Here is a 13,269-nt window from a genome sequence, read left to right on the forward strand (position 1 = left end):
GCTATATCTCTATCCTTTGGTGATACATTGTTCATCAGCTTATTATCGATATACAATTCGCCGCTGGTTATTTCTTCCAATCCGGCAATCATTCTTAGCGTTGTTGATTTTCCACATCCCGATGGACCAACAAGCACCACAAATTCCTTATCCTTGATTTCAATGTTAACTTCCCGTACTGCTACATTTCCGCCATCATATATCTTGGTTACATTTTTTAGTTTTACTTCTGCCATTTTGTTTAATATTAATTGTTGATGAAAACAGGATTAACAAAGGGCGACATTTCTCAGTCGCCCTTTATAAAAGAAAAGAGAAAAGAACTTCCCAAAGAATTATTTAACTAAGGTCATTTTCTTTGTTGCGTTCATTGTGCTGCCATCAATACCAACAGCTTTAATATTGTAAATATACATACCGCTTGTCAGGTTCGAAGCATCAAGATTAAGATTGTATGAACCAGCAGCAAAATTTCCATTTGCCACGATAACAACAACTTGTCCAATCATATTATAAACCTGTAAAGATACTCTTGCATCAACCGGTAAAGCAAACTGAATTGAAGTTGATGGGTTGAAAGGATTAGGATAATTTTGACTTAAATTAAATTTAGCCGGAATTGTATTCTTCGCTTCAACTATAGCAGAATACTTGAAAGATCCATCAAGATCAATTTGTTTCAAACGATAGGAGTAAGCTTTTCCATCAGTAATGTTCTTATCTGTATAAGCATATGCCTGCGGAGCTGTTGTAGTGCCTTTGCCTTGAACGAATGAAATTGTATTGAAGGAATTATGATCAGCACTTCTTTGAACTTCAAAACCTCTGTTATTAATTTCAGTAGCAGTTTTCCATTCAAGATTAACAGCACCAGCTACAATCTTTGCTGTAAAGGATGAGAATTCAACCGGAACATTATTGTGAACAAATTCGATGTTATCGAAGTAGTTTGTACTACCAGCGGTTCTTGTTGCAGGAAAATCCGGAATTATCGTCATTCTATTTGCAGTTTTGCCAATGTCAGCAGTATAATCAAATGTAAGTTTTTCCCACTGGTTAATTAATGTATTAGAAACGTTAACATCATGAGCCCCAGCAAAACCTTCTAATTTTAGATTAAAATTAGAAATTACATCCTTATAAACCATAATAGTCGGCATGCTGTTTTCAGCAGTAAGAGTTATTGGTGTAATACTATCGGTAAAAAGTCCAGACCAAGGATCACCATTAGCACGAACCATATACCTGCCAACCTGTGCAGAAGTATTGATACCAGTAGCAGACGGATTTGCAACTACAGCATAGTCTGTTGTATCCTGTGCAGGTCCATTCGCAAAGATTGTCCAGACATAATTTTGTCCTACTGTTTCAAAATTAATTGTCGATTGAGCAAATACAGAAACAGATAAGAGAAATAAAGAAAGTACAAATAAACGTTTCATAATGATCTCCTTTTGTTAATTAAATGTTATATGAATTAAGAAAAACTAATTTCTAATTCTTGCTCCTTATTTTAGAATTAACTGAGAATATTATAATAAATAGGAGATTGAATTCCAAATTTGTTTCTAACTCATTATTCATATAGTAATGAGTCAGATTTCAATTATTTGTGGCGTTAAAATAAATTTCAACCACAGCAGGAAATTCGTTTACAAGAATTTCTTTTGATTTTTTTCCGTTTACCTCCTTTTCATTTATTTTTAATTTAACAGTATTTGAAAAAACTGGATTTATAAACTTAATTCCCCCTTCCGGTAATTTTATATTTCCATTTAATTCAACTCGATATTTATTTATTTCTTTTTTAATAGAATAATTCAGATTACCAAAGTACGTCGGAAGATTTTTTATACTAATTCCATCTGGCGAATCAAACCATTCCCTGTAAAGTCCTGCTCCTATAACCAGAGAATTATTTTGTTCATCTTCATAAACAAAAAATGATCGTGCTGCAGAAATAAAATCGGAGCCCACCCAGGTGTGCGGCATATCGCCGATAAAACGGGGTGTTTTTGAATCCTTCCATACAACTTCAGCCCAGTGATTCCATCCTTGTGGTCTTTGATCCTTAAAGAAAAATTTTAAAAGCTCGTGTGCTTTTTCAACCTGATCCAGATAAATAAATGTTCCAATAACCCGAACTTCATAAGGAGTATAATTTAGCCAGGTAAAATCCGGTTTAAGTCTCGTTTCAAAGTTCTGATAATATTTATCAAATGTATTCTTTAAGTAAGGCTGAGGCAAGTTTTTCATTTCATTGCATGGATAAATAGCAATTGCGGTTGATGTTGCATCAAAATCTCCAAGCTCTGCACACCCCGGAATGTAATTTATATTTTTGTTCTTAACTGCAAGATTAATTGAATTGTATAAATTAGTTTTGAAATTATCACTGAGTTTCATAAACTTTTCTTTATAATTTTTATAACCAAGAATTTCTGCAATCCTTACAGCATCTTTTAATCCTTTCATAGCAAAAAAATCATCCCAGTAAGAATGCATCGGTCTATCGGAATATCCTTCGTGGCTGATTGATTCCGGCAACAAACCGTAAAGTGTTTTTACAGAATCATTCCCATCTTTAAAATGGCTGGTGCTTTGCGATGTTATCAAAGTATCTATATAGTCAACCGCTTTCAAGACATTTTCAAATCTGTTTTTAAGAAATGATGTATCCTTAGTAAAATTAAAATATTGCAGTATTGCAAAAATAAGTTCTCCTTGGCTGTCATTTTCAGGAACGGGATCAGGACCGCGCTTATCTACAACACAAGGTACTTTGCCGTTTGGCAATTGATAAGATGAATACCAATTAATAAATTCCTTTACTTCATTTTTAATCCCCATTTTCAAAAGTGCAGATGATGTTAATGAACCATCCCTTATCCATGATCTTTCATACGAGCGGGATCCAGGTTGAATCCCAGGTCCATCACGGTTAATAAGAATATATGCAAGGTTTGTTTTAATTGTATTAACAAATTTTTGCGCAGACGCTGGAAGATTAAATTCAATATTATTAAGCTTTTCTTTCCAGGATTTTATTGTCTCGTCCAAATTATCTTTTACAAAAACTGAAGCTGATTTATCAGTATTAAATTTTTTGGTAAGCATATTATTATAGAATGGAACTACAAGATAAAATTCTTTTTCTTCACCTTTTAAAAGAGAAAAATTATATTTGACAGCCGCCGAAGCAAAACCGAATTCATCTTCTGTTACTGTATTTTTTGGAAGATTATCTTGCACGATAAATTCAGTTATATCACCTTCATCAAATTGTGCAGCACCAAAACCATCAGGCTTTATTAGCGGATAAATTTCCTTTTCATTGTTAACCACAATTTTCTTCTGATCGAATTTAATGGAAGTAATCTTTGCCGTTCCACCAGGATTATTAAGAAACTGCCATGGTGGATTAACCTGGAACGGTCTTAGAGCAAGATATAAATTCCCAACAAGTTTATCAGTGCTTTTATTTTTTAGTTTGTAACATAGGTATAAAAATGATTTGCCTGCCTGACCACTTGCGAAAACTTTTGTTTGCAATTCAAAATTTTCTTTCTTCCATTTAACAGAAGGAATTGGTAAATAATCTTCCTCAAGCTGTTGTTCGGTAGTAACATCATTCCAGGTAATCAATTTTTTATTGATTGAAATAAATGGTTCAATAGAAAAGTTTTCCTTATCTATTTCAACCATCCCTTCTTCATTTATTAATGCTTCCTTCTGATCGCTATTAACACCAACTACCGTCCAGTATGATTGCTCATTGTAACAATACTTGGGGAAATACCCGCGTTGTTTATCTTTAGCTATTTCTGCAAAAAACTTTTCAGGTGTATCAGAAAATTCAAAATCCTTTATAAAAATATCTTTGATGCAATAGCTTTCTCTGTTGCTCTTTACAAAATCAAGTTTTATAAATCTCGCTTCGCAATCACGCAGATTAATATAAGCACGACCTCCTTTTCCTTTTTTTACATTATAAACTGTATCCCAGGAAAGATTATCATTCGAAATCTGAATTGAATATTCCGAAGCAAAATCATTTAAATCCCAGTCGATAATTAATCCACCGAATTCCCTGTACTTCTTCAAATCAATCATAATGTTTTGCATTTTCTTTCCAGTACTTCGCCATTCTGTATCTGGATTATTATCAAGTACAAGTTTAATATCCTTCTGTAAATTGGATGCAGATGAAGCGGTTATTCCGGGAACAGGATTATTCTCGGAAGGTTTTTCCAGCTCATCAAAACGGAAATCATCAAGGTAAACAGAACCCTTCCCACCGTTTGAAGAAGAAATGAAGAATTCTATTTTATCCATTGAGTGAAGATTCTTATCAATAATAGGTCCCCACGCAAACTGGATGTGCCGTTTTTTAATAATAATTTTTTTCCAGTTGTTAGGGAATTCGTAATTGCGTTGGATAAGCCACCACACATTAAGCCCGCTTTTATCTACCAATTTGAATTCGAGGTTATTAGAAGGAGCATTTCCTTTTATAAAAAATGAAAACTGGAAATTATCCGGCAGATCTATCGGCATTTCTTTTTGTATTCCGCAGTAGCCGGAACCAGCAACAAAATTAAAATCGATTTTTATACATTTACCTGTACGCCCGGCAACAAGTGAAGTTAAAATATTAACCTGATCAGACGCAATGTTTTTCCAGCCGGAAAGGCTTTCAAAATCATCAAGCGATTTTGACTGTGCATTAACAACTGATTGCGCAAGAACAAATAAAATTAATATGTAGGAATATTTTAATCTCATTTTGATTTTGTAAATCCTAAAACTTCTAATCCTTTTATAATAACGGGATCTTTCATCACATATTTCCAGATCATTCCTGTTTTATAGTTTTCAATCATAATTGCAATTGGTCCCTGGTCTATTCCCAAATAATCTTCAGCATACCAACCTGCAGTTAAATTGAATGCATCCTTAAATCCGTATTTTCCCCAAAGTCCTTTCGAACCGTATTTATTATACATTGCCTTAAGTGTTGGAATACAAATTTCAGGGGCAAAAGGAATAGAGCCGCCGGCAGCAGTTGGAGCAATCGTTCCGTCATCGTCATGAACAAAACCAGGTCCGCTTGTTCCTCTTGCAGCATAACCGTTAAATACAAGTCCATCTTTATTGTATTTTTCACCGGGACCATCGCTTGCAGTTAATCCCCAGGTTAAAGAGTCATAACCTTTCCTGTTCCTGGGATTATCAATTGCATAAAGATTTTGTGTTATTGTTGCCCGCCTGGAATTCTCGAAATAATCTATTCCTTTTTGTTTCGTATAAGAATCCCTTAATCCGCGGAAATCGACAAACATTTGGGAATATTGATGACCGAATAAAGGTTCAAAAATTACATGAGCTAATCCTTTGTACTCTTCTTCCCATCTATATCCGGAAAGCCATTTTTCATAAGCTTCCTTCGAATAAGAAAATTTACTTCCGGCTGCCAGAACGTAAATGAATAATGCTTCGTTATAGCCAATCCATTCAAGATGATGGAATCCTTCGCCCGGAGCCCATCCCATTACAATCGCAGCATCTTTTGCATTACTATTAGTCTTTTGGCGGATTGTCCAATCCCAATTAACGCGGTAAGTAATCAAATCAGCAAGTGAACGGATTTCTTTTTCAATTTCATTTCCCTGGTTAAAATATTGTACGGCGAATCTTATACCTGCAAGAAGCCATGCAGTATCTATTGTAGATAATTCGCAGTTCCATGTTCTGTTGCCGGTTTTCATATCAATGAAGTGATAATAAAATCCCTGGTACCCCGTAACACCTGTATCTGCGCTTTGCTTTGAATTTATTAGGAACTGCAAAAGAATAAGTGTTTGTTTTGCAGCTTGCTCTCTGTTAATCCATTTATGTTCAACACCAATCGCCCACACGGGAATTGCGAATCCTGTTGCTGCAATACTTGCAGCAGACCAGGAAGCAGTTCGGTCTTTAACCAATCCATTAGCAGGATTCTTCTCATTCCAAAAGTAGAGGAAGGTTCTATGCTGAACTGTATCAAGGAAAGCACTATCCTCAGAAGTTAAAACATACTTCTCAATTGGTCTTTCAGCATAAAGATTTTTTCTTTGTGCGCAGCTTACGGTAAACAAAGAAAAAATTATAACAAAAAGAAAAAATTTAAATTTCATATATCCACTTTTATTAATTCATTAATTCCATTGATTAGAATTAGAAACTGAAACCTACAGAAAAACGGTGCGCATCATTTAGTCTTCCATAATCTGCCCAGGCATAATCAAAATGAAGATTATAACCCTGCAATGGAGAAATACGAATTCCAGCACCAAGAACAAGACCACCTTCCGAATCCTGCATGAACAATTCCCTGTAACCACCACGTACCGAAAAATTATCTAAGAAAGTCCATTCACCACCAACGTTCAGGTATTCATTATTATCATTGGGATGAATTGCATCTACTGCTAAAATAATTTTGTTATCCTTACCAAATGATACAGGATAAGAAATACCTGCACGGAATAATGTTGGTAGTTGATATGAGTCAGTTCTAAGTTCTGCGGGAAGTTGATCGTTATCCCCATGCTTGCCCGAACTAAAATCGTAATTGATAAATAAATCTCTTCCATTATAAGAAGCACGTGGACCAAAGTTTGAGACGCTTGCGCCAAGTGTTAACCCATCTTGCGCAACCTGATACTGTACGCCAAAGTTCATTGCAAAACCAGCCAGGCTACTGTGCCAGATAGTTTCCTGAAAATAATTGATTAAAATTCCGACTGAAACTCTATCGGTAAGCATCAAACCATATCCAAGACCAATTGCAAAATCAGTTACGGAATATCTTTCTCCGGTTCCCAAAGGTTGTTCTACAGTTCGAACGTCTATCTCACCGGAATTTAAAGATGTAACCTGCAGCGCAAAGCTTCCTAAATCATTTATATGAATAGAAACATTTGCATAATTGTAAAAGATATCTGCAATCCATTTGTTGTGTGTAAACTGAACATCTGAACTGGTTAATCTCCCCAGGCTTGCCGGATTAAAAAAGATGGATGAGGCTTCTCCAGAAAGAGAAGTATATGCATTACCCATAGATGCTGCGCGTGAACTTGGTTCTATCTTTAAAAATTGTCCGATTGTAGTTCCGGCTTTACTCTGACCAAAAGCTACATTAAGAAGAAATCCTTGGATAATAACAGCAGCTATAATAATATTTTTATTTTTTATCAGATTCATGTTAGTCACCGCTATTTAATAATTGCGAATTTTCCGATATATGGATCGGTCTCTTGTGATTCTACGTGGAAGATGTATAACCCGGGGGCAACTTCTAAATTGTCTTTTGTCCTTAAATCCCATGATACATATCCTTTAATTATATCCCCATCCTGATGAAGTGTTTTAACGAGCTCGCCATTTATTGTAAAAATTCTGATAGTGGCATTCCGAGGTAAACTACGGAACTCCATCCTTCTTTCACCACGACCAGACACTGCAAATCGCTGCGGTTCAAAGCTGGCTGCACCAACATAAGGATTCGGAACCACATAAGGTTTTTCCTGCGAATCGGATTTGATTTTTTGCAGATCTACATGCTGACTGTCAGATACGAATGTAAATTTATCTCCGGCAGCAAATGGCACAAATAGTTTCAAATCAAATTTATCACCTGTCGTTGGAGGAACGATTGCTCCCCGCTGATACTGCCCAGTTGTATCGACGGTAATAACCCAGGTTGTTTTAGCAGTCGTTGGATTTGCATTTGTATAAGTAACAACTTCAATATATTCTTCAACTTTACTTAGCGTTCCATTGTTATCAGTATCGTACATCCGGTATTTAAGCTGCCTGTCTTTATCTTTACCTTTAGCAACAACTTTTATCTTCGCAGGTTTTTTAGGAAGTCCGATTGCAGCCAAAGTTGTATCAAGCGGCTGATCGCTGAAAATTAGTTCAAGATTATCAGGATAACCGGGACGGCGCAAACCAATTGGCAATGTAGAAGAGGCATACCTGATTTTAAATTTGATATTTGTTTTACTATCGGCTGTAAAAGCAGTATTTAAAGAATCAATTAAAATAATTTTTGGTGTAGATAATATTGGTAGCAATCCATTCCCAAGAGGTCCGGTTCCTGCACCTTCAAAATCGGCACCTGTAAAAAACAATGTATCCAGTTTTGATAGATCAGCTAAATAATAATGCTCTGCTTTAATGCTATCTACCGGGTTTGAAAAACCAATTTCAAACGTGTGATTATCCGGAACAAGCTGTGAGTTTTTAACTTCAACCCGAATAGAACCAAAACCTGTTCCTTCAGTATGCAAGAGGGAACTTGTTGTTGCAAGTTCATATCCTAGCGCTTGCTTATTAGGATAAACTTCAACAACATTTTTAGGAAGTAAAATTCCACCACGTAAAGTTTGGCTTACAGCAATTGCATTTTCAGATGGATAAATTTCAATTGAATCAGCACCCATATCGAATGCAGTTACGGCATAGAAATATCTTTGCCCATTTATAACGGTTGTATCTTTAAAAGTATGAGTTATTCCATTATCATCTCCAAAGAAATAACCAACACCTTCTACTGTTGTTTTAGAGTACCCAACAATACCATCAACCAAATCAAATTGAGCAAGGGGCTTTCCATTACCTATTGGTCCGGTTCCTCTTGCTGTCTGAATAACCTGTGGATCAAGAAAAGTAGGATCGGTACTTCTATAAATTCTGTATCCTTCAAAGTCATTTGTATTAGTAATCGGATCATAGGCGCGTTCAGCTTTATCGTCCCAGCTTAAGGTAACATATTTATCCCCGGTGTATGCATTTAGTGTGGGCATTGGTGGTGGAACAGCAAACTGGTAATTAGCTTTGTAAATTTGCTGAACAACTTTAATTGTTGTTTTCAATTCTCTTAAATCTTCTCCAAAGCCTAAAGCTAAACTAAATCTTTCGCGTTTCCCTATTCCAAGCTTAAAGGTACCGGAAGCAAATAAAAATCCAATGTTATAATTCTGAACTATCGGAACATCAAATGAGCTATCCGGATCGGTGAAAATATTGTATAATCTTTTGGGCCATTCTTTACCATCGTCAAAGAAAACAATATTATCAACTTGTGTTGAAGGAGATCCAAGACCTGCACGTATACGGTTCATTTTAAACCCGGTTAAACCTATCTGATCAGATTCATCGATATCTGTTTTATCAAAATAAGGTTCGCCTGAAGTTGGTTCTCCATCCTTCTCACCAGTATCGTGCGTATCAAAAATTCCATCTGCACCTGTGTCATCATATTCGGAAACCCAATCCATATCCTCATCACCAGTAAACCAAATTCCTTTTACGAATGCCGGACGTTGTTCCAAAGGTCCATAGTAATTTTCAAACTTTACAAGATTATAATGTGAATTAACATAAGCACGGATGCCATCCTGACCGATTATTTTTTCTCCTGGACCACCATCTCTTTTTTCATCTGTTATTCCATCACCATCATCATCTTTTAAATCAGTACTATTGCCAGGTGTTTCCAGGTAGCTATAGCCAAGGTAACCTGTTACTCCGCAATTTCCGGAAAGTTGAATTCCATGCCCGTTTTTGTCCCAGGTATAAACCAGGTTCAGTCCAAAACTTTTATCGAAGAATGCATTATCATCATCTGATTCCGCAACACCGTCACACGAAATTGCAGAACCTCCAACACCCGAATCCATATAAAGACCAAAAATAATGTTGTCATCATAACTTGTAGTAGATTCATTTGATATATCGTAATGCCAGAATACAACATTTCCCGATTGCGGATTTGACCATTGAAATCCGCGTTGTTCAACGCGAAGACCAAGACCTTTTCGTGAGTCGTCCCTTGAATCAGGTGAATAATTCCAGGCATCGTAAAAATCATCGTCATATACAACATAGCTTTCCTGATCGGCTCCGGGAGCTTTACCAAAATATCCATCCCATGAACCAGACCAACCCGGGTCATCTGGATCATCTAATTTATCGATCCATTTGTCGGGCCAGGTTCTTGCATCATTACTCATTGCTACAGAACGTCCTTTATTTATATCAGGGTCTGGTTGGAAATAACCGGGGCGCGGCTCAAAGCGCATTACTCTATTTTTGTACGGACTTGTTCCCTGTCTTTCGCGGAAACCAGTTTCCATTATAAATGCATCTTTTCCATTTTTTTGTTTTATTTTTGCCAGCACAAAAGGAGTTGTACCATCACTGTAGTTAAGACCTGAGCCTTTTGGTACTTCAACAGAATGAAAAACACTTAAATCAACTTTTAAAGGATCGGCAGGATAATCGCCTATCATTCCAAAATTATAAAACAGTGTTCTGATTCTGTTAGCATCGTGGGTTCCCGTTCTCTCTGCATCAATTCTTCCACGTAAATCCTGAGGTATAACTGGTAATGGATTTTGCGCCAAAACCATTGAAGAAATTAAAAACATCTGCAACAACAGAAGCAACCATACTTTACCCAATTTATACTTCCGTAGAAATTCATTTTTGATTTTCATTGTATTTTTTTTCTTCATATTAATTACTCCTGAATGAAATACCGATTTCAATTCTTCGCGGTTCCTGGAAGCGTGATGGATTTGTTAAAGTTGTTCTATCACCTGGATTTATTGAATAATCAGGGCTGCCGGTTGTATTAAATACAAATCCATTCACAAAATGAGTATTCAATAAATTAAACATGCGTGCAAATACACTAAGATTAATAAAACCGAGTGAAAAGAATTTTTCGGCTCTAAGATCTACAAGAACATAACTATCTTTTCTACCCGAATTAGTTTCCAGGTCTGCTCCGAAACCAAGTCCTATTTCCGGAGTGTACGGCTGACCGCTTCCAAATTTAACAATTGCACTTATAGAATAATCATCTGGTTCATACCAGATTGCTGTTGCATTAAGTGTATGCCGCTGATCCCATCCAAATGGAATATCACGCGGACGCGAATCTTTACCACCAGCCGCTCTGTTTGCTGATTCTCTTGGATCGCTTGAATTACCTTGAGCAAATTGCATTGTATAATCTATTGTAGTACTTAACTGACCCAGTGAACGTTGAGTTAATGAAATTGTAAAGCCTGTTGCACTTCCAAAATCCACATTTGTAAATCTTGGATATTCTGCAGCAGCATAAGTACCAATAAATTCAACTCCGAGCAGATCCCTTATATCTTTATAGAAGAACGATAATTCCAGTCCGAGTGAATTAGTAATTGTTTGTTTTAAACCGCATTCATACTGAACCGTTTTTTCTGGATTCAAATCCGGATTACCCATAACTCCATAAGTAATTCCACCAGCTGCAAGATCTTTCAGTATTGAATAGTCAGCATTGCTGTAAAGATTCCCAAGTCCCGGCATCTGGTAAAAATGTCCGTATGAAAAATATATCGATGCAGAATTTGTTAAAGGAAAACTGAAACCGAGTCGTGGTGCAAAAGCATATTTAACAGTTGTACTTTTAGCATACGAAAGAGGAACTCCTGAAATTGAGTTTGCAGGGTTCTGCAAGTCGCTTGGTACTTGCGAATGTGCATCAAAATACTCAAACCGGAATCCAGCACGAACAACAAGGTCACCCCACTCTAATCTATCTTGTAAATAAGCTGCAACCTGTTTTGGAAAATAAGTTTTTACACTTTGCACATTCAATAAACCTTCTATGGGTACAAATGGTTGTAATATTTCCTTATCATTTACAAAAACAGGAACAAGAAAGCCAGGCTGTCCAAAGGACATTTCGGAAATCTGGGATTCCAATCCAGCTTCAAGCATATTTGATCTATCAACCTGCCAGGTAAAATCTCCTTTAAAGATTGCCGAATTTGTCTTTTGAATAAAACGACCCAGATCTACTCCCTGCACTATTGCTCCTTCTTCATAATTGGCATCACCCTTGGGACTTCCTGCAGTTAAGTAACGCGGGTCATAAACATCGTCGTATTTCATATCTTTATAATCAAAATAATTTTGCCGGGCATCTAATTTATAAAACATTTTTTCTGATAGAGTATGAATGAATTGAATTCCGTGTGTAAGTGATGTTGTATAGTTTGGTTTTGTACCGTCAGGATTTAATCTGTAACCATAATCATAATTAGTACGCTTTAATTTATTTAATCCTGCCTGGTAACTAACCTGAATATTATTCAAAGCTTGGTTTGTAATTTTAAACTGTCCGCTCCATTCCTGATTTGTACCCATTGCAACGCGTTTTTTATCGCCAGTGGGATTAAAGATTTTGTTTTCCAAATCATTTTTATCAGTTGGATTGAAAAGTCTATAACCATATAAATATCCGTTATTAATATATCTTCTTCCGCTAATAAAGAAAGTAGTTTGAGGAAGATATGTAGGACCGCTTAATGTAAGTTGATAATTTTGTACAGATGATGGATTCAGATCTTTGTTATCAGGATAACGCTGAGAATCGGTTGTATAATGATCTCCTCCAAAAACTTCACCAGACCATTCAAATTTATCTGATCCAGTTTTTAAAACTGCATTTACAACACCGGACATAGCTTGTCCGTATTTAGCATCGAACGTACCGGAAATAACCTGCACTTCCTGTAATACAGATCGGTCTAATTCGAGTGTTGAAGAATTGTTATACGGATTATTAACAGTAACTCCATCAACCTGATACTGGACTTCTCCAATACGTCCCCCGCGAAAATGTCCATCAACTACTCCCGCTTGCAGATTAACTATTTCATTCAAACCCTGCACCGGGAGTTTTTCCAGTTCTTCTTTTCCTATTGTAGAAATAGAACTTGTCTGATTGATTTCAATAAGAGGTCGTTGTGCAATAACCGTAACCTGTTCACCCATTACCACCTGGGATCCAAGAACTGCATCCAGTTTGGTAGTTTGATCGGGATTTATTCTTACATTTTGTACAACTTTAGTTTGAAAACCAATCGATCTGAACGAAACGGTATAAATTCCTGCCCGAATATTTAAGATTGCATAGTAACCATCAACATCTGATGCAGCACCTTGTTTTGTTCCTTCAACAATTATTGTAGCAAAAACCAATGGTTCACCAAGATTATCTGTAACACGACCCGATATTTTACCTGAGGTTTGCGCATACATGTTTACCGATACAATTGAGAGTATTGGCAAACAGTATTTAAAAACCAAATAGTATAATTTTTTTATTTTCATAAGCCCTCGCTTATTGGAGCTTTTTAAATTTAACTTTCTCCGTGCCCCGGC

The 13,269-nt window shown here is 36.3% G+C and carries 7 protein-coding genes; all 7 read right to left on the minus strand.

Annotation, left to right across the window (positions count from 1 at the left end):
• Positions 1–236: ATP-binding cassette domain-containing protein (locus NTX22_11750; protein MCX6151192.1), on the minus strand; the 236-nt coding region annotated here is incomplete at its 3' end.
• Between the two features lie 99 nt (positions 237–335).
• Positions 336–1,442 carry a T9SS type A sorting domain-containing protein gene (locus NTX22_11755; protein ID MCX6151193.1) on the minus strand — a complete coding sequence of 369 codons (1,107 nt, stop codon included), beginning with the start codon at positions 1,440–1,442 and terminating at the stop codon, positions 336–338.
• Between the two features lie 160 nt (positions 1,443–1,602).
• Positions 1,603–4,785, minus strand: coding sequence for a discoidin domain-containing protein (locus tag NTX22_11760; GenBank protein ID MCX6151194.1), 3,183 nt, complete (start codon positions 4,783–4,785; stop codon positions 1,603–1,605).
• Complete coding sequence (locus tag NTX22_11765; GenBank protein MCX6151195.1) at positions 4,782–6,176, minus strand: hypothetical protein; 1,395 nt, start codon at positions 6,174–6,176, stop codon at positions 4,782–4,784. Before NTX22_11765 ends, NTX22_11760 begins: the two co-directional genes overlap by 4 nt.
• Before the next feature lie 40 nt (positions 6,177–6,216).
• Complete coding sequence (locus NTX22_11770) at positions 6,217–7,245, minus strand: PorV/PorQ family protein (GenBank protein ID MCX6151196.1); 1,029 nt, start codon at positions 7,243–7,245, stop codon at positions 6,217–6,219.
• An 11-nt stretch (positions 7,246–7,256) separates the two neighbouring features.
• The gene (locus tag NTX22_11775; protein ID MCX6151197.1) at positions 7,257–10,565 is read right to left on the minus strand and encodes a hypothetical protein; all 3,309 of its coding nucleotides are present in this window, start codon (positions 10,563–10,565) and stop codon (positions 7,257–7,259) included.
• A 1-nt stretch (position 10,566) separates the two neighbouring features.
• A complete protein-coding gene (locus tag NTX22_11780) occupies positions 10,567–13,218 on the minus strand; it encodes a TonB-dependent receptor (protein ID MCX6151198.1) in 2,652 nt (883 codons plus the stop codon).
• Between the last annotated feature and the right edge of the window lie 51 nt (positions 13,219–13,269).

The sequence above is a fragment of the Ignavibacteriales bacterium genome (genome assembly GCA_026390815.1).
In the GTDB taxonomy this organism is placed as follows: domain Bacteria; phylum Bacteroidota; class Ignavibacteria; order Ignavibacteriales; family SURF-24; genus JAPLFH01.

Coding starts and splice junctions, on each gene's coding strand:
- NTX22_11770 (MCX6151196.1), bottom strand. CDS start 7,245: ATGAATCTGATAAAAAATAAAAATATTATTATAGCTGCTGTTATTATC.
- NTX22_11775 (MCX6151197.1), bottom strand. CDS start 10,565: ATGAAGAAAAAAAATACAATGAAAATCAAAAATGAATTTCTACGGAAG.
- NTX22_11755 (MCX6151193.1), bottom strand. CDS start 1,442: ATGAAACGTTTATTTGTACTTTCTTTATTTCTCTTATCTGTTTCTGTA.
- NTX22_11780 (MCX6151198.1), bottom strand. CDS start 13,218: ATGAAAATAAAAAAATTATACTATTTGGTTTTTAAATACTGTTTGCCA.
- NTX22_11760 (MCX6151194.1), bottom strand. CDS start 4,785: ATGAGATTAAAATATTCCTACATATTAATTTTATTTGTTCTTGCGCAA.
- NTX22_11765 (MCX6151195.1), bottom strand. CDS start 6,176: ATGAAATTTAAATTTTTTCTTTTTGTTATAATTTTTTCTTTGTTTACC.